Genomic DNA, 21,095 nt, shown 5'->3' with positions numbered 1-21,095 from the left:
CTCCACATGGCACTGGACAAGCAGCTCGACTGGCTGTTGGACGATCTGACGCGCAGGGTGCCGCAGGTGCGGCACGCGGTGGTGCTGTCCAACGACGGGCTGGTCACGGGTGCGAGCGCGGGGTTGGCGCGGGAGGACGCCGAGCATCTTGCGGCGGTCGCGGCCGGGCTGCAGAGCCTCGCGAAGGGGTCGGGGCGGCATTTCCGCGCGGGGGACGTCCGTCAGACGATGGTCGAGTACGACGAGGGGTTCCTCTTCGTCATGGCGGCGGGCGCGGGCAGTTGCCTGTGCGCGCTGAGCGCCGCGGAGGCGGACATCGTGCAGGTCGCCTACGAGATGACGCTGATGGTGAACCGGGTGGGCGAGCACTTGGGCGTCACGGAGCGGCGGATCACGGGCGGCTGAGCGGAGTTATCCACAGATCCCGCGCGGGTCCGTCGCTCTCGGTTACGGTCTTCACACAGAGTGATCGCCACTCGTGGGGGAGGACCGTGATGAAGAGTGATGTGCGGACAGCCGTACTGGACGTACCCGGGCTGATCGTGCCGCGGGCGCGGGCGGAGGTATCGGCGGGCACGCCGCGGGAGCAGCTGTTGGGCGCCGTCCAGGCGGCCCGGGAACTGGGTTTGAAACGGGGTGAGTTCGCCCGGGCCGTCCAGTTGGGGCTGGTGCGTGCCGGACCTCGGGCGCCGAGCGGGGCCGCCCGCTTCACCCGGGCGGAGTTGGACCGGGTCCGCGCGGCCGAGGGATTTCCGCAGGCGTTGCGCGAGCGGGTCGAGACCGTGGCCGGCGCGGACGCCGCGGCCGAGGTGTTGGGGGTCGGGCCGAGCCGGTTGACCCGGCTCGCGCGCTGCGGGCACCTCACCCCGATCGGCTACCGGATCAACCGGTACCGGGCCGTGGTGTGGCTCTATCTCGCGGCAGAGCTACGGGAGTTCGGGGTCCGGGAGGCCGGGATGCTGACGGCGATCGCGTCCCCGGCGGACCGGGAGTTGATCGCGGCCAAGACGGACCTGCGGCCGCGGGCGTGGCGCGGGCGGCATGTGGGACTGCTGCTGAGACGAACCGCCGACCCCTGGGAGCGGGCGGCCGTAGTGGCCTCCGTCCTCCCGGATGAAGAGGTTCGGGCGGTGGTGCCCGACCCGGCGGAGCGGATCGTGCTGGCCGCACTCGCCCCTCCACCGCCGTACGGGCATCCGCAGCTTCCGGCGGCCGCGGCCGTGGCGTCGCGGCTGCTGCGGGCGCAGGAGCCGGATGAGCTCCACTGGTACCGCACCAGCCTGGACTTCGCCCTGACCGGGGCGCGCGGTCAGTCGAAGTCGACGGGGGAGAGGGGGCCGACGTAGACCCAGGCCCCGCCCTCCCGGGAGAAGCCGCTCAGTTCGTGCAGGGATCCGGTGTGCCGGCCCTCGCGGTAGTGCGCCCGGAACTCCACGGACCCCTCCGTCTCGAACATCCCGCCGCGCTCGGTGGCGAGGACCTCCAGCCGCTCCCAGCGCTGACCCGGGTCCAGTTCGAGCCCGGCGGGTCGGGTCGAGGAGTGCCAGGAGCGCAGCAGGTAGGAGGTGTCGCCGACGGCGAACGCGCTGAACCGGGAGCGCATCAGCAGTTCGGCGGTGGGGGTTTGCCGTTCGCCGGAGTGGAAGCGGCCGCAGCACTCCGGGTAGGGGGCGGGCAGCCCGCAGGGACAGGGGAGGGCGGGCGTGGGCATGGTGGGGCTCAGCTCTTCGGGGACGAGGGGGCGGACGACGTGGAGGAAGAAGACGGAGGGGACGAAGGAGACGCGGACGGGTACGGGCGGAAAAGACCCTCCTGCACGACCGAGACGAGGAGCCTGCCCTCCAGGTCGTAGATACGACCGCGGGCCAGGCCCCGGCCGCCGTGCGAGATGGGTGACTCCTGGTCGTACAGGAACCACTCGTCGGCCCGGAACGGCCGGTGGAACCACATGGCGTGGTCCAGGGAGGCCATGTCGAAACCACGCATCCCCCACAGGGGTTCGACGGGGATGCGCACGGCGTCGAGGAGGGTCATGTCACTGGCGTAGGTGAGGGCGCAGGTGTGGACGAGGGGGTCGTCGCCCAGTGGGCCGACGGCGCGCATCCACACCGCGCTGCGCGGATCGGCGTCCTTGAGATCCTGCGGGGTCCAGCGGAGCCGGTCCACGTAACGGATGTCGAAGGGCTGCCGGCGGGCCATCCGCTCCAGCGCCTCGGGCAGCGCGCCCAGGTGCTCACGGATCTCGTCGACCAGCTTCGGGAGCGAGTCCGGGTGTGGGAAGTCGAGGCGAGGAGGCAGCTGGTGCTCGATGCCGCCCTCCTCCGGGTGATGGAAGGAAGCGGTCAGATTGAAGATGGTCTTGCCCTGCTGGACCGCGGTGACGCGGCGCGTGGTGAAGGAACGCCCGTCTCGCACCCGTTCCACCTGGTACACGATCGGCACCCCCGGGATGCCGGGGCGCAGGAAGTACGCGTGCAGCGAGTGGACGGGACGGTCGCTCTCGGTGGTGCGGCCGGCCGCCACCAGTGCCTGGCCGGCCACCTGCCCGCCGAACACGCGCTGGAGGGACTCCTGGGGGCTGGCGCCCCGGAAGATGTTGACCTCGATCTGCTCCAGGTCGAGCAGATCGACCAGTCTCTCGGCGGGGTTCGTCATCAGGGGATCTCCACTGTCAGGTCCGGCGGGTCCGGCGGGTCCGGTGAGTCCGGTGGCGCGGGCTTGCGGGGGCGGGTCAGAGCCCGCCGAGCTCGCCGACCGAGGTGACGCGGATGACCGCCCGGCCCTCCTCGTCGGAGGCCGCGAGGTCGACCTCGGCACTGATGCCCCAGCCATGGTCCCCGTTGGGGTCGGCGAAGGTCTGGCGGACGCGCCACAGGCCGTGCGGCGCGTCCTCCTCGATCTGCAGGAGCTTGGGTCCGCGCGCGTCGGGGCCGGTGCCCAGGTCGTCGTACTCGTCCCAGTAGCGGTCCAGGGCCTCGCCCCAGGCGTCGGCGTCCCAGCCGGAGTCGCCGTCCAGTTCCCCCAACACGTTGACGTGGTCCAGGGCGGCCAGCTCCACCCGGCGGAACATGGCGTTGCGGACGAGCACCCGGAAGGCGCGCGGGTTCGCGGTGACGGGCTTGACCTGGTCGGCCTTCTCCTGGGCCTCCTCCGCCGTCTCCACCTCCGGGTTCGCCAACTGCTCCCACTCGTCGAGCAGGCTGGAGTCAACCTGGCGCACCAGTTCGCCCAGCCAGGCGATGAGGTCCTGGAGGTCCTCCGACTTGAGGTCGTCGGGGATGGTGTGGTCGAGCGCCTTGTAGGCGCTCGCCAGGTAACGCAGCACGATGCCCTCGGTGCGGGCCAGCTCGTAGTAGGAGGTGAACTCGGTGAAGGTCATCGCCCGCTCGTACATGTCGCGGATGATCGACTTCGGGGAGACCGGGTGGTCACGCACCCAGGGGTGGCTCTTGCTGTACACGTCGTAGGCGTGCAGGAGCAGCTCTTCGAGCGGCTTGGGGTACGTCACTTCCTGGAGCCGCTCCATCCGCTCCTCGTACTCGATCCCGTCCGCCTTCATCGCGCCCACGGCCATGCCGCGTTCCTTGTTCTGCTGCGCGGCCAGGATCTGGCGGGGGTCGTCCAGGGTGGATTCGACGACCGACACCATGTCCAGGGCGTAGGAGGGGGACTCCGGGTCCAGCAGGTCGAAGGCGGCGAGCGCGAAGGTCGACAGCGGCTGGTTCAGCGCGAAGTCCTGCTGGAGGTCGACGGTGAGCCGGATGCTGCGGCCCTCCGCGTCCGGTGTGTCGAGTTGTTCGACGACTCCGCCGTCGAGCAGCGAGCGGTAGATGGCGATCGCCCGACGGATGTGGCGCAGCTGGGCCTTGCGCGGCTCGTGGTTGTCCTCCAGGAGGTGGCGCATCGCCTGGAAGGCGTCGCCCGGCCGGGCGATCACCGAGAGCAGCATGATGTTGGTGACCTTGAAGCGCGAGGTGAGCGGCTCAGGATCGGCGGCGATCAGCTTCTCGAAGGTGGTGTCCGACCACGCCACGAAGCCCTCGGGCGCCTTCTTGCGGACCACCTTGCGACGCTTCTTGGGGTCGTCGCCCGCCTTGGCGAGGGCCTTCTCGTTCTCGATGACGTGCTCGGGCGCCTGCGCGACGACATAGCCCGCCGTGTCGAAGCCGGCCCGCCCCGCCCGGCCGGCGATCTGGTGGAACTCGCGGGCACGCAGCGTCCGCACCCGGTTGCCGTCGTACTTGGTGAGTGCCGTGAACAGCACCGTGCGGATCGGCACGTTGACACCCACGCCCAGGGTGTCGGTACCGCAGATGACCTTCAGCAGGCCGGCCTGCGCCAGCTTCTCGACCAGGCGGCGGTACTTGGGCAGCATGCCGGCGTGGTGCACGCCGATGCCGTGGCGGACGTAGCGGGAGAGGTTCTGGCCGAACTTGGTGGTGAACCGGAAATTGCCGATCACCTCCGCGATCTTGTCCTTCTCCTCGCGGGTGCACATGTTGATGCTCATCAGCGACTGGGCCCGCTCGACCGCCTGGGCCTGGGTGAAGTGCACGATGTACACCGGAGCCTGCCGCGTTTCGAGCAGCTCGGTGATGGTGTCGGTGATCGGCGTGGTGACGTACTCGTACGACAGCGGGACCGGCCGGGTCGCGGAGCGGACCATCGAGGTCGGCCGCCCGGTGCGCCGGGTCAGGTCCTCCTCGAAGCGCTTCATGTCACCGAGGGTCGCCGACATCAGGACGAACTGTGCCTGCGGCAGTTCCAGCAGCGGGATCTGCCAGGCCCAGCCGCGGTCCGGCTCGGCATAGAAGTGGAACTCGTCCATGACGACCTGGCCGATGTCGGCGTACTTCCCGTCGCGCAGGGCGATCGAGGCCAGTACCTCCGCGGTGCAGCAGATCACCGGCGCGTCCGCGTTCACGGAGGCGTCGCCGGTCAGCATGCCGACGTTCTCGGTGCCGAAGAGCTTGCAGAGGTCGAAGAACTTCTCCGAGACCAGCGCCTTGATCGGAGCGGTGTAGAAGGTGACCTTGTCCTGGGCGAGGGCGGTGAAGTGCGCACCCGCCGCGACGAGGCTCTTTCCGGAGCCGGTCGGGGTGGACAGGATCACGTTCGCCCCGGAGACGACCTCGATCAGCGCCTCCTCCTGCGCCGGGTACAGGGTGATGCCCTGCTCCTCCGCCCACGAGGAGAAAGCCTCGAAGAGGGCGTCGGGGTCGGCGTTCGGCGGGAGCTGATCAATGAGGGTCACACCCCCCATCTTGCCTGGCTTCCCACCGGATCAGGCAACCGGCGGCCGGAAGGAAGATCATCGACTGTACGCTGTGCCGTCGACGCGGCCCGAGCGAATCAGTCACCGGGGCCCGATATCAGCGAACCGGGGCGGGAAAAGAACCATGATGGGTCCGGCGCACTCTCTGTCCGGCGCGGCGGCCTGGCTGGGGGTGGGTGCGGCGGCCGCGGCCGCAGGACACCCGATGCCGTGGCCCGTCCTCGTCGTCGGCGCGCTCATCTGCGCGGGCGCCGCCCTCGCCCCCGACCTCGACCACAAGTCGGCGACGATCTCGCGAGCCTTCGGCCCCCTGTCGCGGGGGCTGTGCGAAGTGGTCGACAAGATCTCCTACGCCGTCTACAAGGCAACGCGTGCCCCGCGCGACGCCCGCCGCTCCGGCGGACACCGCACCCTGACCCACACCTGGCTGTGGGCCGTGCTCATCGGTGCCGGGTCCTCCGCCCTGGCGGTCACCACCGACCGCTGGGGCGTTCTCCTCCTGCTCTTCGTCCACCTCGTACTCGCCGTCGAGGGCCTGCTGTGGCGGGCCGCCAGGATGTCCAGCGACATCCTGGTGTGGCTGCTGGGCGCCACCAGCGCCTGGATCCTGGCCGGCGTGCTCGACCAGCCCGGCAACGGAGCGGGCTGGCTGTTCACCGGGGCCGGCCAGGAGTACCTGTGGCTCGGCCTGCCGATCCTGCTCGGCGCCCTGGTCCACGACATCGGCGACGCACTGACCGTCTCCGGCTGCCCGATCCTGTGGCCGCTGCCCATCGCCGGCAAGCGTTGGTACCCCATCGGCCCGCCCAAGATGATGCGCTTCCGCGCCGGGAGCTGGGTGGAGCTCAAGGTCCTCATGCCGGTGTTCATGCTGCTCGGCGCGGTGGGCGGCGCGGGGGCCCTGAACGTCATTTAGCGCACCTGCGACGGGTCCAGGGGAAAGACCGGCGGGAGGCGGCCCGCGCCGCCATGGGCACGATCCGCCGAGTCGGCGGGAGGTGCGGTTCGCGCCGTTTTGCGGCGCGTGCGCCGAAGCGGTGCGGCAGCGCGGTCGCCCAGCGGGAAAACGGCGCCTACGGGTGCGCCGGCGCCCCGTACGGCGGGAGGGCGTCAGGCCGCTGCCGCCGGCGGCACGACGCGTACCGGCTCATTACGGCCACCGACCGGGCGGCGCCGGTTCCCCCCGGATGTATAACGTTCGGCGGGCGTGACCACCGCCCGTGCGGGGGCGAGGAGCGGGCTGTGAGCGGGATAGTGATCTATCTGCCGCCGGGGAACGGCGGCACGGGAGGCGCGGAGCCGGGCGAGGGCGCGGTGACGTTACGGCTCGGGCCGGGGGAAGTGGCCCGATTCGGGCGCGGCTCGGCCACGACCCCCGTCGAACTCCGCCTCGTCGACGCCGCGATATCCCGGCTGGCGGGCGAGATCCGGGTCACCGACGACCACTGGCAACTCAGCAATCTCAGCGCGACGCAAAGCTATCTCGTGGAGAATCCGGAAGGGGCCGGCGAGTACCTGCGGGTACCGCCCCGCCGGGCCGGAGCGCCCATCCCCTTCGAGTTCTCCCGGGTCGTGCTGCCCACCCGTCGCGACACCACCGTCTCCTTCCAGGTCTTCGCCCCCGATCACGTCTACCTCGACCCGGACGGCCTCGGCGGCGCGGGCGGCCAGTGGGGCGGGCGAACGGTCACCGCGTACTCCCTGGACGAGACGGCCACCTACTTCCTCGTCCTGCTGGCGCTCTGCGAACCGCGGCTGCGCGACGAGTCACCGGTCGCGGTGCCGACCACTCCGCAGATCGTCGACCGGCTCAGGGGCCATCCCGCCTGCGGCAGGCTGACGGCCCGCGCGGTCAGCTCGCACATCGACTACCTCGCCGAGGAGAAAATGCGCGTCGCCCCGCCAAGCGAGCAGGACCCCGACCGCGCCGCCCGTCGCAACGGCAAGCGGGAGTCGATCGTCGGCCTCGCCCTGCGGTTCGGGCTCGTACGGGAAGAGCACCTGGCACTGCTGCCGCCCCGCAACGGGATCCGGCGCGACGAGCCGACCGGAGGAGGGAACGGTGCACGGCCCGGCCGACACCTCGGGAAGTGACTGTACGGAGCTGCTTCCGAGCGGCTACCGCGTCGGGAGGTGGGAAGTCACCGAGCTCATCGCGGCCGGCGGGTGGGGCACCGTCTACGCGGGACGCGCGATCGGCGAGGACCGCCCCGTTGGCGAAAGGCCGGTGGAGGAGGGCGCTGCCGGTGACCGTCCGGCCGAGGAGCGGCTGCCGGAGGACGGCGTCGCGCTCAAGTTCCTGCCCACATCCGGGCTCGCCCCGCGCCAAGCCCGCAGCGTCGTGGACACCGCACGCCGTGAGGTCGAACTCGGTCGCCGCGCCGGCCATCCCAGGCTGATCCGCCTGCTGGACTCCGTCGTACTGGGCGAGCCGGACCACCCCTTCCTGGACGGCGCCCTCGTCCTCGTGATGGAACGGGCCCGGCGCAGTCTCCGGGACCTCTTGCGCGCGGGCGCCGTGAGCGAGTCCGAAGGCGCCCGGCTGATCACCGAGATCTGTGAAGGGCTCGCCCACCTGCACCGCACCGGCTGGGTGCACGGTGACCTCAAACCGGACAACATCCTGCTCATGGCGGACGGTTCCGTCAGACTCTCCGACTTCGGTCTGGCCGCCGAACTCACCGGCACCGACGGCACCCACGGCTACGCGCCCCCGATGGGCACCTTCGACTATCTCCCGCCCGAACGCCGCAAGGCCCCCCTCGGGGAACACGGCGTCCAAGTCCGGCCCAGCGCCGACATATGGGCGCTCGGCATCGTGATCCACGAGGTTTTCGCGTCCGGGGCCCCACCCTTCCCCGGCGCCACGCCCATGGCGCGCGTCGCCGCGGCGCAGGAGTACGCCGAAGGCCGCGCCCCCCTGCGCCTGGACCCCGCCGTACCGCCCTTCTGGCGCGCCCTGGCCGCCGACTGCCTGGCCCCCACGCACGCCGCCCGCGCCGCCCACACGGCGCACAGCCTCCTCGCCCGCATCACCGCTCGTTCCCAGGTGCGCCGGCAGCCCCGCCCGGCCCCCGCGGCCCCGCTGCGCAGGGCCGTCCGCGTCGCGCTCGTGTCCGCGCTGGTGTGCGGGACGGCCGCGGCGAGCGGACCGTACGCCACCCCAGGCGGCCCTTCCGCCCCGAACACCGAACCCGCCGGCCGGATACGGGTGTTCAACGCCGAACCGAGCTGCACCACCCGCAACGACCGGGACCCGGATTGCAGCCTCGGCCTCGCCATCGACCCCCGGCGGCCCTACACCTCGGACAACGTCGTCCCGACGAGGGTGTGGCAGGGCGACGAGCTGACCGTCGACTGCCTCCTCGCGCACGGCATCCCCATCATCGACGAGCGGGACGCCTGGTCCCCGCAGTGGTTCCGCGTCCGTCTGCCCGCCGGTACGACACAGCCCACCGCCTGGCTGCCCGCCGTCCGCACGAAGGACCGCCCCGACGTCCCTCCCTGCCCCGCGCCGGCCTCCGGCCGCTGATCCGAAGGCCGGCACCGCCACCCCGGCGCGCGCCTCCCTACTCGAAGCCTTCCCCCTGCCCCAGACCTTCCATGCCCGAACCCTCCCTATCCGGAACCCTCCGGTGCTGTCACTCCGGATCGTTCCGGATGCCCTGCCGCCGCCACCCGCGGCTAGCTTGCGGGCTGTCGGCGGGCCGACCGTGGCGCACCGCGCCCCCGGATCGCCGAACACCCGTACAGCACGAGGCGATTGCGAAGCGAAGGAGCTGCACGTGCGTGGCACAACAACTGGGCGCGCGAGATCCGTGACGGCGCTCCTCCTGGTCGCGGCGACCGCGACCGCCCTCGGCGGTGGTCCCGCGTCCGCGCGGGACAAGGCCGACGTGCCCGGTCCCCTCGGGCACACCATGACGGCCGAGTCGTACTGCGACATCCCCCCGGACCGGGACATCGCCGTGACCCGGAAGGTCTACGAGGTCGGACAGCGCCGGGGAGTGTCCGACAAGGTGATGCTCGCCGGCTTCGAGACGGGCTGGGTGGAGTCCCGGATGAACAACCTGGACTGCGGGGACCGCGATTCGCTGGGTGTCTTCCAGCAGCGGCCGTCCCAAGGCTGGGGTTCCCCCGAGCAGGTCCTGGACGTCGACTACGCGGCGAACAAGTTCTTCGAGGTGGCCCAGCAGATGGAGCCCGGCATGGAGGGCGGCAGCGCCGGAGAACTCGCCCAGGCCGTCCAGCGATCCGGCTACCCGGAACGCTACCCGCAGGCGGAGGGGGTCGCCCGGCAGATGCGGGACGAGGCGTTCCAGCCCTACGGGACGATCGGCGCCGAGTACGACGGCACGGGCGGACAGGCCGGACCCCTGGGCCGGCCCCTGCGCGCCGAGGAACCCGCCCAACTGGGCGGACGGTTCCAACTGTTCCAGAACGGGATCGTGATCTGGCATCCGGACGTGGCGTTCGCGGTGTACGGGGAGATCTTGGACAGGTTCTGGGCGACGGACGCGGAGCGTCGTTGGGGTTTTCCGACGATGGACGAGGCGGACGCGGCGCGGGCGCCGGACGGGACGCGGGGTCGGTACCAGTTCTTCGAGCGGGGCCTGTTCATGTGGTCGCCGCAGACGGGCACGCACGTGGTCCACGGTGCGATCTACGAGGCGTTCCACGCGGGTGGTCACGAGGGCGTGTTCGGCTACCCGGTCGGTGACGAGACCGACGAGCCGGGCGGCAAGGTCCAACGGTTCCAGAACGCCACCCTCCACTGGAGCCCCGACCGGGGCACCTGGACCACCACCAACTGACCGGGAGACGGTATGAGATCGCTGATCCTCCGGCGCCTGGCCAAGGCCGGCGCGCCGCTGCTCGCCGCCCTCGCGGTCACCCTCTTCCCGGCGACCGCGGCCGGCGCCTCGGAACCGGACGGCTCGATCGGGCGCGGTGAGGTCATGGACCGTGCCTGGTCCTGGGTCGCCGAACAGGTGCCCTACAGCCAGAGCGGCTGCTACGCCAACCGGTTCGGCTGCTACCGCCCCGACTGCTCGGGCTTCGTGTCGATGGCCTGGCACCTGGGCTCGTCACTGACGACGTGGAGCCTGTGGAACGTCACCGTCGACATCCCTGCCGCCGATCTGCAGCCCGGTGACGCGCTGTTGCGCGACTCCGGCGGCACCGACCACGTGGCGCTGTTCGTCCGGTGGGCCGACGTCGCCCACACCCAGCCGGTGGTGCGCGAGACGTACGACTTCGGGCACGTGGCCGAGGAGCGGGCGTGGGGCGACGGCCTGCGCGGATTCACCCCCCGCCGCTACAACACGCTGGACGACCTGATGCCGTACGGCGCGATCAGGGCCAAGTACGACGGCATGGGCGGCCCGGACAGCGTGCTGGGGCCACCCACCTCCGGCGAACGCGACTCCATGATGGGCGGCCGCTTCCAGGGCTTCCGCAACGGGATCGTGATCTGGCATCCGGACGTGGCGTTCGCGGTGTACGGGGAAATCTTGGACAGGTTCTGGGCGACGGACGCGGAGCGTCGTTGGGGTTTTCCGACGATGGACGAGGCGGACGCGGCGCGGGCGCCGGACGGGACGCGGGGTCGGTACCAGTTCTTCGAGCGGGGCCTGTTCATGTGGTCGCCGCAGACGGGCACGCACGTGGTCCACGGTGCGATCTACGAGGCGTTCCACGCGGGTGGTCACGAGGGCGTGTTCGGCTACCCGGTCGGTGACGAGACCGACGAGCCGGGCGGCAAGGTCCAACGGTTTCAGAACGCCACCCTCCACTGGAGCCCCGACCGGGGCACCTGGACCACCACCAACTGACGCACCACCCTTACCCATCGACCAGGAGGTCACCGTGAGCGAGCACCGCCCCACCCGCAGGAGTCTGCTGAAGTCCGTCGGCGGGCTCTCCGCCGCCATGGCCCTCGGCGGCGCGGGCGTCCTCGGGACGGCAGCCGCGGCGAGCGCGGCGGGCGACGGCTTCGGGCTGCGCATCGTCGACCAGAACGAGGGCGACGCCCGCATGTGGTACTACCGCTTCCAGACCGACGCGATCGGCTGGCAGCCCGCCGTCAACGTCCTGCTGCCCGACGACTACCACACCAGCGGTCGCACCTACCCCGTCCTCTACCTCTTCCACGGCGGCGGCACCGATCAGGACTTCATCACCTTCGACCGGCTCGGCATCCGCGCGTGGACCGCCGGCAGGCCGATCATCGTCGTGATGCCGGACGGCGGGCACGCGGGCTGGTACTCCAACGCCGTCACCTCCAACACCGGCCCGAGGAACTGGGAGTTCTTCCACATCGGCCAGCTCCTGCCCTGGGTGGAGGCGAACTTCCGCACGTTCGCCGAGTACGACGGCCGCGCCGTCGCCGGGTTCTCCATGGGCGGTTTCGGCGCCCTCAAGTACGCGGCCAAGTACTGGGGCCACTTCGCCTCGGTGAGCTCCCACTCCGGCCCCGCCAGCGTGCGCCGGGACAACGGGGCGGTCGTGCACTGGGCCAACCTGTCCTCCGCCGCCCTCGATCTGGCCGGCGGGACCGTCTACGGCGTGCCCTGGGACCAGGCCCGCGTCACCGCCGACAACCCCGTCGAACGTGTCGAGAGCTACCGCAACAAGCGGGTCTTCCTCGTCGCCGGAACCAGCCCCGACCCGACCAACGCGTTCGACTCGTTCAACGAGACGCAGGTCCTCGCGGGACAGAGGGAGTTCCGCGGACTCCTCGACCGGGCCGGGATCCCGCACGAGTGGCACGAGGAGCCCGGCGGCCACTTCGTCCGCGACTACATGATGTGGCGCGACCTCGACGGCATCATCGACCGCCTCCGCAAGGCGTAGGGCGCCCCGTACGGCCTCGCGGACACCACCGACCCACGCGTGGCGTCCGCGAGGTCCCCGCCACGTCCGCGAGGTCCCCGCCACGCCCGCGAGTTTCCCCGCCACCCCTGCGAGGTCCCCGCCGCCCCGCGAGCCCCCGTCACCCCCCGCGAGGCAGGGCCTCAGCCGTGCCAGGACCGCCACAGGGCCGCATAGGCGCCGTCCGCCGCGACGAGTTCCTCGTGCGAGCCGAACTCGCTGATCCGGCCGTCCTCGACCACCGCGATCACATCCGCGTCGTGCGCGGTGTGCAGCCGGTGCGCGATCGCGACGACCGTACGGCCGTCCAACACGCGCGCCAACGAACGCTCCAGGTGCCGGGCCGCCCGCGGGTCCAGCAGCGAAGTGGCCTCGTCCAGCACCAGGGTGTGCGGATCCGCCAGCACCAGACGGGCCAAGGCGACCTGCTGCGCCTGCGCGGGAGTCAACGCCGCGGCGCCCGAACCCACCTCCGTGTCCAGCCCGGCCTCCAGGGACCGCGCCCAACCGTCCGCGTCCACCGCCTCCAGCGCCGCCCACAGCTCGGCGTCCCCAGCACCCGTCCTGGCCAGCCGCAGGTTGTCCCGCAGCGAGCCCACGAAGACGTGGTGCTCCTGGTTGACCAGCGCCACGTGCTCGCGGACCCGCTCCGCCGGCATCCGCGACAGCCGCGCCCCGCCGAGGGTGACCTCGCCGGTCCGTGGCGCGTAGATGCCCGCCAGCAGCCGGCCCAGGGTCGACTTGCCCGCACCCGAGGGGCCGACCAGCGCCATCCGGGTCCCCGGCGGCACGGACATCGACACCCGGTGCAGCACGTCCACGCCCTCCCGGTAGCCGAACCGCACCTCATCGGCGCGGACCGTCCGCCCCCGTGGCGAGAGGGACGCGTCGCCGCCGTCGGGCTCGATCTCGTGGATGCCGACCAGGCGGCCCAACGACACCTGCGCCACCTGGAGCTCGTCGTACCAGCGCAGGATCAGACCGATCGGGTCGACCATCATCTGGGCCAGCAGGGCGCCCGTCGTCAGCTGCCCCACCGACATCCAGCCGCGCAGCACGCAGTATCCGCCGATCATCAGCACGGAGCCGAGGATCGTCACGTAGGTGACGTTGATGACGGGGAAGAGCACGGACCGCAGGAAGAGGGTGTACCGCTCCCAAGCGACCCAGCGACCGATGCGCTCTTCCGACAGAGCCACCCGACGCCGCCCGAGCCGGTGCGCCTCGACGGTGCGGCCGGCGTCCACCGTCTCCGTCAGCGCCGCCGAGACCGCGGCGTAGCCGGCCGCCTCGGATCGGTACGCGGACGGCGCCCGCCGGAAGTACCAGCGACAGCCGAGCACCAGCACGGGCAGCGCCACCAGCGCGGCGAGTGCCAGCGGCGGCGCCGTCACCGCCAGCGCCCCGAACAGCAGCCCCGCCCACACCACACCGACCGAGAGCTGCGGCACGGCCTCCCGCATCGCGTTGGCCAGCCGGTCGATGTCGGTGGTGATCCGCGACAGCAGGTCACCGGTCCCGGCCCGCTCCAACACTCCGGGCGGCAGCGCGACGGAACGCACCAGGAAGTCCTCGCGCAGGTCGGCCAGCATCTCCTCGCCGAGCATCGCCCCGCGCAGCCGGACCATGCGGACGAAGCAGGTCTGGACGGCCAGCGCCAGTGCGAACAGCAGCCCCACGCGTGGCAGGTGGAGTTCGCGGACTCCCGCCGCGAGGTCGTCCACGACCCGCCCCAACAGGTACGGGCCCACCATCGAGGCGATCACCGCGATCGCGTTGACGCCCACCAGCACCGCGAAGGCCCGCCGGTGCCGTCGGAGCAGGCCGCGCACATAGCCCCGTACGGTCGCCGACGTGCCGACGGGCAGCGTCGTGGCCGACTCGGGGGCCGCCGGGTCGTAGAGCGGCGGCGCCACGCCGATCATGCGGACTCCTCGATCTCGGTGAGTTCTTCGTCGAGCCGGCCGGTGATCTCCGCGTCCAGCGTGGACAGGGACAGCCCGTCGAGGCGCTGTTCCTCCTCCGTCTCGCGCGTCACGACCACCCGGTAGCGCGGTTCGTCGCGCAGCAGTTCCCGGTGGGTCGCTGCGGGCAGGGCAACGCCCTCGTGGATGAGGACGACCCGGTCGGCGCGGTCCAGCACCAGCGGTGAGGACGCGAGGACCACCGTCGTACGACCGGCGCGCAGCCCCGCGATGCCGTCCGCGATGCGTGCCTCGGTGTGCGAGTCGACCGCCGAGGTCGGCTCGTCCAACACCAGCACCTCAGGGTCGGTGACCAGCGAGCGGGCCAGCGCGAGCCGTTGGCGCTGACCACCCGAGAGCGACCGGCCGCGCTCGGTGATCCGGGCGTCCATCGGGTCCGTCACCCCCTCGGGCGCGGACTGCGACACGGCTGCCAGTACGTCGCCGCACTGCGCGGCCTCCAGCGCGGCCGCCGGGGTCACCGACCCGGACGCCGGTACGTCGAACAGCTCGCGGAGCGTGCCGGACAGCAGCACCGGATCCTTGTCCTGTACGAGGACCAGTCGGCGCGCCGTGTCCAGCGCGAGCTCGTCCAGCGCCACGCCTCCCAGCAACACCGAGGCGTCGTCGTCGGTGACCGTGGGATGGCCGCCCAGGCGTTCCGCGAGCCGTCCCGCGAGGTCGGGGTCCCCGCACACGACGGCGGTGAACCGGCCCGAGGGGACCAGCAGCCCGGTCCGCGGGTCGTACAGGTCCCCGCCCGGAGCCGGCGCCCGTACGGCGTCCGTCGCCTTCGGCGCCTTCGCTCCCTCGGCGCGGGTCAGCCGCAGCACCCGGGCCGCGCGGGTGGCGGAGGGCCGCGAGAACGAGTAGGCCATGGCGATCTCCTGCACGCTGCGCAACGGGTAGAGCGACAGCGACACCGCGCTGAATACGGCGACGAGTTCGCCGACGACGAGCCGTTCGTCCAGGACCAGCGAAGAGCCGTACCAGACCACAGCGATCAGCAGCACCCCCGGCAGGAACACCTGGACGGCGGAGATCAGCGCCCACATGCGCGCACTGCGCACCGCGGCCGTGCGTACCTCCTGGGAGGCCGCGCGGTACCGGCCGAGGAACAGTTCCTCGCCGCCGATTCCGCGCAGGACGCGCAGGCCGGCCACGGTGTCGGAGGCCAGTTCGGTCGCCTTGCCCGCCTTCTCCCGCTGGACGTCGGCGCGCCGGGTGGCGCGGGGGAGCAGCGGCAGGGAGGAGAGGGCCAGCAGGGGCATCCCGACGGCGACCACGACGCCGAGGGACGGTGCGTACAGGACGAGGGCGACGCAGACGGCGACGAGTGAGGCCGCCGCCGCGAGGAAGCGGGAGACCGCCTCGACGAACCAGCCGATCTTCTCCACGTCGGCCGTGGATACGGCGACGACCTCACCGGCGGCCACCTGGCGGGTCAGGGCCGAGCCGAGGTCGGCGGTCTTGCGGGCGAGCAGTTGCTGCACCCGGGCGGCGGCGGTGATCCAGTTGGTGACGCTGGTCCGGTGCAGCATGGTGTCGCCGAGGGAGATGGCGACACCGAGCAGCGCGATCAGCGCGCCGACGAGGAGCAGCCGCCGTCCGTCGCCGTCCACGGCCGCTTCCACGCCGAGGCCCACCGCGAACGGCAGCCCGGCGATGGCGCAGTGGTGGACCAGCCCCCAGCACAGGCTCTTGGCCTGTCCGCCCAGTTGGGTGCGGCCCAGCCAGAGCAGGAGACGCGGGCCGGAACGGGCGTCGGGCACCCCGGGATCCGGATGCGGGAGATCGCTGATCTGCATGACGCCCCAAGACGGTCGAGTGACTCAAACCACACAAGGTTCGTCTTCCGGACCGGGCCCCCGCAAACGATTTTCTGGCCGCGCCGGCCGTCGGCAGCGAGGTTTGCGGGCGCGGCGGTTGGTGTACGGGCCGCTCAACTGTCCTACCGGGCCCGGTGGAACGGGGAAGCCGTGGTCAGCAGGTGCGCTTCGCCGGGGCGTCGGACAGGGCGTCGAGAAGGCCGCCGAGCACATCGCGCTGCGCGGCGGTCAAGGGCGCCAGGATCTCCTCCGCCGCGGCGGTCCGCGCGTTGCGCAGCCGGCGCAGAGTGGCGCGGCCGGTGTCGGTCAGCTCGATCCGGATGACCCGCCGGTTGGCGGGGTCGGGCGCGCGGCGCACGCAGTCGGCCGACTCAAGCCCGTCGACCAGTGTCGTCACCGCTCGGGGGACGACTTCGAGGCGGGCGGCGAGCTCCGCCATCCGCGGCGGTTCGGCGCTCTGGTAGTGCGAGACCAGCCGGAGCAGCCTTGACTGGGCTGGAGTGATCCCGAGGGGTTCGAGATGACGCTTTTGGATGCGGTGGAGCCGGCGGGTCAGGCGCAGCAGCTGCTCGGCGAGGACGCCGTCGTCGCTGTCGGGCGCGTCGACGCCGTCCGCGCCGGTCACGGTGTTGTCGGAAGCGGTGCTCATGCTGCGGTCCTCATAATGGGAGAGTATCAGGACCAGACTCATTGTGAGTATAGGTAACAATGAGCTATGCTCAGTAGCTCGCGCCAGAAGGAGGCCCATGCGCCCCAAAGAACCCGAATGGACGCCGTCCAAGGAATCCCTCGACCCCAACCGTCCCGACCCTGCGGAGCAGCCCCGACAGCTACGCCGCATCATGGGGCTGTTCCGGCCCTATCGAGGCCGCCTCGCCGTGGTCGGCGGACTCGTCGCCGCCTCCTCGCTGGTCTCCGTCGCCTCGCCGTTCCTGCTCAAGGAAATCCTCGACGTGGCGATCCCGCAGGGGCGGACGGGCCTGCTGAGCCTGTTGGCCCTCGGCATGATCCTCACCGCCGTGGTCACCAGCGTGTTCGGCGTGCTCCAGACCCTGATCTCCACCACCGTCGGCCAGCGCGTCATGCACGACCTGCGCACCGCCGTCTACGCCCAGCTCCAGCGCATGCCGCTGGCCTTCTTCACCCGAACCCGCACCGGTGAGGTCCAGTCCCGCATAGCCAACGACATCGGCGGCATGCAGGCCACCGTCACCTCCACCGCGACGTCCCTCGTCTCCAATCTCACGGCCGTGATCGCCTCCGTCGTCGCGATGCTCGCGCTCGACTGGCGGCTGACGCTGGTCTCGCTCCTGCTGCTGCCCGTCTTCGTGTGGATCAGCCGGCGGGTCGGGCGCGAGCGCAAGAAGATCACCACGCAGCGGCAGAAGCAGATGGCGGCGATGGCCTCCACCGTCACCGAGTCCCTGTCCGTCAGCGGCATCCTGCTCGGTCGGACGATGGGTCGCGCGGACTCCCTGACCCGGTCGTTCTCCGAGGAATCGGAGAAGCTGGTCGGGCTGGAGGTGCGCTCCAGCATGGCCGGGCGCTGGCGCATGTCCACGATCGGGATCGTCATGGCCGCCATGCCCGCGCTCATCTACTGGGCCGCGGGCATAGCCCTCCAGACCGGTGCGCCCTCGCTCTCCGTGGGCACCCTCGTCGCTTTCGTCACCCTCCAGCAGGGCCTGTTCCGGCCCGCGGTGAGCCTTCTGTCGACCGGCGTGCAGATCCAGACCTCGCTCGCGTTGTTCGCCCGGATCTTCGAGTACCTCGACCTGCCGGTGGACATCACCGAACGCGAGGACCCGGTACGGATCGACCGCGCGAAGGGCGAGATCCGGCTGGAGGACGTGCACTTCGCGTACGACGCCAAGAGCGGGCCCACGCTCACCGGCATCGATGTCACCGTCCCCGCCGGCGGCTCCCTCGCGGTGGTCGGCCCCACCGGATCCGGCAAGAGCACCCTCAGCTACCTGGTGCCCCGGCTCTACGACGTCACCGACGGACGGGTCGCCCTCGACGGGATCGACGTCCGCGACCTCGACTTCGACTCGCTGGCCCGGTCCATAGGCGTGGTCTCCCAGGAGACCTACCTCTTCCACGCCTCCGTCGCCGACAATCTGCGCTTCGCCAAGCCGGACGCCACCGACGAGGAGATAGTCGAGGCCGCCCGCGCCGCCCAGATCCACGACCATATCGAGTCCCTTCCCGACGGGTACGACACGCTGGTCGGTGAGCGCGGCTACCGGTTCTCCGGAGGGGAGAAGCAGCGGCTGGCCATCGCCCGCACCATCCTGCGCGACCCGCCGGTCCTGATCCTCGACGAGGCGACCAGCGCGCTGGACACCCGTACGGAGCATGCCGTGCAACGGGCCATCGACAAACTGTCCGCCGGCCGCACCACCATCACCATCGCGCACCGGCTCTCCACCGTGCGCGACGCCGATCAGATCGTCGTCCTGGACGCCGGACGGATAGCCGAGCGCGGTACGCACGAGGAACTCCTCGCGGCCGACGGCCGGTACGCCGCCCTGGTCCGCCGGGACCGGGACGCCGAGTCGGCGCCGCCGCCGGCCGACGCCGAGCAGCCGGCCCGTACGCGCACGGACCGCACGAAGCCGTTGAACGGGAACACCGCCCACGGCGGCCCGGCGGAGGAAACCGTCCCCGCCCCCATGAACGTCTGACGGTATGACCGGCGCACCACCGGAACCGCCACCCGCCACACGGGCCGTCACCCGACGGACGAGCGGGACGGTCACATGCGGGTCACAGGGCGACGGCCCCGGCCAGGGCCGGAGTTCCGCCCGCTTCACGGGCCAGGAGGCGGCGGATCTCGCGGACGGCCGCGCCGCCCGCCCGGTTGGCCCCGATGGTGGAGGCCGAAGGGCCATAGCCGACAAGGTGCACGCGCTCGTCACGGACCGCCCGGGTGCCGTCGAGCCGGATGCCACCGCCCCGTTCCCGCAGACGCAGGGGGGCCAGGTGGTCGATGGCCGCCCGGAAACCGGTGGCCCACAGGATCACGTCGGCGTCCACCCTCCGCCCGCCGTCCCAGGCGACCCCGGTCGGGGTGATGCGCTCGAAGACCGGCCGGCGTTCCAGCACCCCCGAGTCCAGCCCGGCCCGCACGGCGTCGTTCAGCGCCAGTCCGGTCACACTGACCACGCTCCGCGGGGGCAGCCCGCGGCGTACCCGCTCCTCCACCAACGCGACGGCGGCCCGGCCCTCGGCCTCGCCGAAGCGGGAGTCGCGGAACACCGGCGGGCGGCGGGTCACCCACGTGGTCGCCGCCGCCACCTCGGAGATCTCCAGCAGGTGCTGCACCGCCGACGTGCCCCCGCCCACGACCACCACCCGGGCCCCGGCGAAGGCGGCCGGTCCCGGGTAGTCCGCGGTGTGCAGCATCCGACCCCGGAACGTTTCCCGGCCCGGGTAGCGGGGCCAGAACGGCCGGTCCCAGGTGCCGGTGGCGTTGATCAGGGCGCGGGCCGCCCATCGGTCGCCGGACGCCGACTCCACCAGCAGTCGCCCGTCCGAGCCCTCCCGTACCGCCGCGACGTGCACCGGCCGGCGCACGCGCAGCCCGAAGCGCTCCTCGTACGTGGCGAAGTACTCCCCGATGACCTCCGACGACGGCCGCAGCGGGTCGGCGCCGGTCAGCTCCATGCCGGGCAGCGCGTGCATGCCGTGCACCTTGCCGTAGGTGAGGGACGGCCAGCGGAACTGCCAGGCCCCGCCCGGGCGGGGCGCATGGTCCACGAGGACGTGGTCGATGTCCGACCGGGCCAGATGGTAGGCGCCGGACAGGCCGGCCTGCCCCGCGCCGATGACCACCACGTCCACCGTCACCGTGTCCCGCTCCACGAAGTCGTTCACGGTTCTACCAACCCCGGGCCGCCCCGCACTCTTCCCCAAGCCCGACCACGTGGGCGTCGGCCAGGCGATCAGGCCGCGCGGTGCTCCCCGAGCCATTCGTACGCGGTCTCCGCGTCGAATTCGCCCGGCCCGCCGCGGAACAGCAGGCCGGCCGAGGCGAAAGCGGGGTGGCCGGCGGTACCTGCCACGGAAGGGATCGCCAGGCACTCCATGCCCGCCGCCCGGGCGGCCTCCGCCCCCGGCGCCGCGTCCTCGACCACCACGCAGTCGGCGGGGTCCGCGCCGAGCCGGCGCGCCGCCTCCAGGAACACATCGGGGTCCGGCTTGCCGTGCGCGACCTCCTCGGCGGAGACCACGACGCCCAGCATGGCGTCCAGACCGGTCCCGGCCAGCACGGCCTCGATCGCCTCGCGCGAGGAGCCGGACGCCACCGCCATGGGAACGCCGTCGGCGTGCAGCCGCTCCACGAACCTGCGCATCTCGGGGAACGCCTCGGTCCCGGCGCGGGCCGGCTCCGGATGGGCGCCGTTCTGCTCCTCCGGCGGCCGCGCGACCGATGCGCGCAGCCCGGACCGCTTTTTGCGGTTCTCCGGCGTCCTCCGCGTCCCGATGCCGACGAGGGGGGAGTGCTGTTCCCGGGTGAAGTCGGGTACGCCGTGCCGTTCAAGGGTGCGTCGCCCGGACTCGTAGTGGTTCGGCTCGCTGTCCACGAGGGTGCCGTCGAGATCGAATATGACGGAAAGCATCCGTTGTGCCCGTCCTGCCGGTCGTATTCGTGCACGACCATCTTGTCAGGATTTGCGCGCTTCTCTTCCCACTGCCTCGACCAGGGGGAGCAGCCGGTGCGGCACCCGCTCGCGCAGCGCGACCTCGGTCCGGGTGCGGACGACGCCCGGAAGCCGGATGAGCCGCTGGATGACGTCCTCCAGGTGTGCGTTGTCCCGGGCCGCCACCCGCGTCAGCAGATCCCCGCCGCCCGTGATGGAGAACGCCTCGATGATCTCGGGCACCGCCGCGAGGGCGTCGCCCACCTCGTCCAGATGCCCCTGGGTGACTTCGATGTGGACGAAGGCCAGCACCGGGTGGCCGAGCGCGGCGGGGGAGAGGACCGGACCGGTTCCGGTGATCACCCCGGTGCGCTCCAGCCGGTCCAGCCGGGCTTGCAGGGTGCCGCGCGCGACGCCCAGCAGCCGGGCGTACTCGCGCACACTGGTGCGCGGCTGCTCGATCAGCAGGCGCAGGATGCGGGTGTCGAGCTCGTCCACCGCCATGCCG

At 71.8% G+C, this 21,095-nt stretch carries 18 protein-coding genes; 9 read left to right on the top strand and 9 right to left on the bottom strand.

The window, feature by feature from the left end:
• The first annotated feature begins 6 nt into the window (after window positions 1–6).
• Together ABZ934_RS20230 and ABZ934_RS20225 are read left to right on the top strand one after the other, a co-directional pair.
• On the top strand, window positions 7–405 hold the full coding sequence (locus tag ABZ934_RS20230) for a roadblock/LC7 domain-containing protein (RefSeq protein ID WP_136211471.1): 399 nt from the start codon (window positions 7–9) through the stop codon (window positions 403–405).
• Between the two features lie 89 nt (window positions 406–494).
• Window positions 495–1,346, top strand: coding sequence for a DUF6397 family protein (locus tag ABZ934_RS20225; protein ID WP_361314939.1), 852 nt, complete (start codon window positions 495–497; stop codon window positions 1,344–1,346).
• On the opposite strand, the gene ABZ934_RS20220 is transcribed toward ABZ934_RS20225, so the two are convergent.
• From ABZ934_RS20220 to ABZ934_RS20210, 3 genes are all read right to left on the bottom strand, one after another.
• Window positions 1,310–1,711, bottom strand: coding sequence for a YchJ family metal-binding protein (locus ABZ934_RS20220; protein WP_361314936.1), 402 nt, complete (start codon window positions 1,709–1,711; stop codon window positions 1,310–1,312). The genes ABZ934_RS20225 and ABZ934_RS20220 overlap by 37 nt on opposite strands.
• A gap of 8 nt (window positions 1,712–1,719) precedes the next feature.
• Complete coding sequence (locus ABZ934_RS20215) at window positions 1,720–2,655, bottom strand: acyl-CoA thioesterase II (RefSeq protein WP_361314933.1); 936 nt, start codon at window positions 2,653–2,655, stop codon at window positions 1,720–1,722.
• Window positions 2,656–2,731: 76 nt separating this feature from the next.
• Complete coding sequence (locus tag ABZ934_RS20210) at window positions 2,732–5,254, bottom strand: DUF3516 domain-containing protein (protein ID WP_361314930.1); 2,523 nt, start codon at window positions 5,252–5,254, stop codon at window positions 2,732–2,734.
• Window positions 5,255–5,399: 145 nt separating this feature from the next.
• On the opposite strand from ABZ934_RS20210, the gene ABZ934_RS20205 reads away from it, so the two are divergent.
• The 6 genes from ABZ934_RS20205 (at window position 5,400) to ABZ934_RS20180 (ending at window position 12,130) form a co-directional block, all read left to right on the top strand.
• A complete protein-coding gene (locus tag ABZ934_RS20205; RefSeq protein ID WP_361314927.1) occupies window positions 5,400–6,191 on the top strand; it encodes a metal-dependent hydrolase in 792 nt (263 codons plus the stop codon).
• A gap of 326 nt (window positions 6,192–6,517) precedes the next feature.
• Entirely contained in the window at window positions 6,518–7,369 is an 852-nt protein-coding gene (locus ABZ934_RS20200) for a serine/threonine protein kinase (RefSeq protein ID WP_361314925.1), read from the top strand.
• On the top strand, window positions 7,338–8,807 hold the full coding sequence (locus tag ABZ934_RS20195) for a serine/threonine-protein kinase (RefSeq protein WP_361314922.1): 1,470 nt from the start codon (window positions 7,338–7,340) through the stop codon (window positions 8,805–8,807). The genes ABZ934_RS20200 and ABZ934_RS20195 overlap by 32 nt, the downstream gene beginning before the upstream one ends.
• A gap of 253 nt (window positions 8,808–9,060) precedes the next feature.
• Window positions 9,061–10,089 (top strand): hypothetical protein, encoded by a 1,029-nt coding sequence (locus ABZ934_RS20190; protein WP_361314919.1) that lies wholly within the window; start codon window positions 9,061–9,063, stop codon window positions 10,087–10,089.
• Between the two features lie 12 nt (window positions 10,090–10,101).
• The gene (locus tag ABZ934_RS20185; RefSeq protein WP_361314916.1) at window positions 10,102–11,109 is read left to right on the top strand and encodes a hypothetical protein; all 1,008 of its coding nucleotides are present in this window, start codon (window positions 10,102–10,104) and stop codon (window positions 11,107–11,109) included.
• 34 nt (window positions 11,110–11,143) lie between these two features.
• Complete coding sequence (locus tag ABZ934_RS20180) at window positions 11,144–12,130, top strand: esterase family protein (RefSeq protein WP_361314914.1); 987 nt, start codon at window positions 11,144–11,146, stop codon at window positions 12,128–12,130.
• A 161-nt stretch (window positions 12,131–12,291) separates the two neighbouring features.
• On the opposite strand, the gene ABZ934_RS20175 is transcribed toward ABZ934_RS20180, so the two are convergent.
• The 3 genes from ABZ934_RS20175 to ABZ934_RS20165 all read right to left on the bottom strand — a co-directional run bounded on the left by ABZ934_RS20175 (window position 12,292) and on the right by ABZ934_RS20165 (window position 16,590).
• Window positions 12,292–14,073, bottom strand: coding sequence for an ABC transporter ATP-binding protein (locus tag ABZ934_RS20175; RefSeq protein WP_361314911.1), 1,782 nt, complete (start codon window positions 14,071–14,073; stop codon window positions 12,292–12,294).
• Window positions 14,070–15,920 carry an ABC transporter ATP-binding protein gene (locus tag ABZ934_RS20170; protein WP_361314909.1) on the bottom strand — a complete coding sequence of 617 codons (1,851 nt, stop codon included), beginning with the start codon at window positions 15,918–15,920 and terminating at the stop codon, window positions 14,070–14,072. The genes ABZ934_RS20175 and ABZ934_RS20170 overlap by 4 nt, the downstream gene beginning before the upstream one ends.
• Window positions 15,921–16,095: 175 nt before the next feature.
• Window positions 16,096–16,590 (bottom strand): MarR family transcriptional regulator, encoded by a 495-nt coding sequence (locus ABZ934_RS20165; protein WP_361314906.1) that lies wholly within the window; start codon window positions 16,588–16,590, stop codon window positions 16,096–16,098.
• 97 nt (window positions 16,591–16,687) lie between these two features.
• On the opposite strand from ABZ934_RS20165, the gene ABZ934_RS20160 reads away from it, so the two are divergent.
• Window positions 16,688–18,628, top strand: coding sequence for an ABC transporter ATP-binding protein (locus ABZ934_RS20160; RefSeq protein WP_361314904.1), 1,941 nt, complete (start codon window positions 16,688–16,690; stop codon window positions 18,626–18,628).
• A gap of 82 nt (window positions 18,629–18,710) precedes the next feature.
• Here ABZ934_RS20160 and ABZ934_RS20155 read toward each other — a convergent pair whose 3' ends face one another.
• The 3 genes from ABZ934_RS20155 to ABZ934_RS20145 all read right to left on the bottom strand — a co-directional run bounded on the left by ABZ934_RS20155 (window position 18,711) and on the right by ABZ934_RS20145 (window position 21,091).
• Window positions 18,711–19,820, bottom strand: a complete 1,110-nt coding sequence (locus ABZ934_RS20155; RefSeq protein ID WP_361314901.1) for an FAD-dependent oxidoreductase — start codon at window positions 19,818–19,820, stop codon at window positions 18,711–18,713.
• A gap of 68 nt (window positions 19,821–19,888) precedes the next feature.
• On the bottom strand, window positions 19,889–20,566 hold the full coding sequence (locus ABZ934_RS20150; protein ID WP_361314898.1) for an HAD family phosphatase: 678 nt from the start codon (window positions 20,564–20,566) through the stop codon (window positions 19,889–19,891).
• 45 nt (window positions 20,567–20,611) lie between these two features.
• Window positions 20,612–21,091 (bottom strand): Lrp/AsnC family transcriptional regulator, encoded by a 480-nt coding sequence (locus ABZ934_RS20145; protein WP_361314895.1) that lies wholly within the window; start codon window positions 21,089–21,091, stop codon window positions 20,612–20,614.
• Window positions 21,092–21,095: the final 4 nt, after the last annotated feature.

The sequence above is a fragment of the Streptomyces sp. NPDC046557 genome (genome assembly GCF_040645975.1).
GTDB lineage: Bacteria > Actinomycetota > Actinomycetes > Streptomycetales > Streptomycetaceae > Streptomyces.
The sequence above is the reverse complement of the archived record's forward strand: the minus strand, read 5'-3'. Positions and strand labels throughout refer to the sequence as shown.

Bases quoted from the DNA above. Each gene is read 5' to 3' on its own strand.
- ABZ934_RS20175 (WP_361314911.1), bottom strand. From the start codon at position 14,073: ATGATCGGCGTGGCGCCGCCGCTCTACGACCCGGCGGCCCCCGAGTCG.
- ABZ934_RS20170 (WP_361314909.1), bottom strand. From the start codon at position 15,920: ATGCAGATCAGCGATCTCCCGCATCCGGATCCCGGGGTGCCCGACGCC.
- ABZ934_RS20230 (WP_136211471.1), top strand. From the start codon at position 7: ATGGCACTGGACAAGCAGCTCGACTGGCTGTTGGACGATCTGACGCGC.
- ABZ934_RS20215 (WP_361314933.1), bottom strand. From the start codon at position 2,655: ATGACGAACCCCGCCGAGAGACTGGTCGATCTGCTCGACCTGGAGCAG.
- ABZ934_RS20220 (WP_361314936.1), bottom strand. From the start codon at position 1,711: ATGCCCACGCCCGCCCTCCCCTGTCCCTGCGGGCTGCCCGCCCCCTAC.
- ABZ934_RS20165 (WP_361314906.1), bottom strand. From the start codon at position 16,590: ATGAGCACCGCTTCCGACAACACCGTGACCGGCGCGGACGGCGTCGAC.
- ABZ934_RS20205 (WP_361314927.1), top strand. From the start codon at position 5,400: ATGATGGGTCCGGCGCACTCTCTGTCCGGCGCGGCGGCCTGGCTGGGG.
- ABZ934_RS20160 (WP_361314904.1), top strand. From the start codon at position 16,688: ATGCGCCCCAAAGAACCCGAATGGACGCCGTCCAAGGAATCCCTCGAC.
- ABZ934_RS20145 (WP_361314895.1), bottom strand. From the start codon at position 21,091: ATGGCGGTGGACGAGCTCGACACCCGCATCCTGCGCCTGCTGATCGAG.
- ABZ934_RS20150 (WP_361314898.1), bottom strand. From the start codon at position 20,566: ATGCTTTCCGTCATATTCGATCTCGACGGCACCCTCGTGGACAGCGAG.
- ABZ934_RS20225 (WP_361314939.1), top strand. From the start codon at position 495: ATGAAGAGTGATGTGCGGACAGCCGTACTGGACGTACCCGGGCTGATC.
- ABZ934_RS20185 (WP_361314916.1), top strand. From the start codon at position 10,102: ATGAGATCGCTGATCCTCCGGCGCCTGGCCAAGGCCGGCGCGCCGCTG.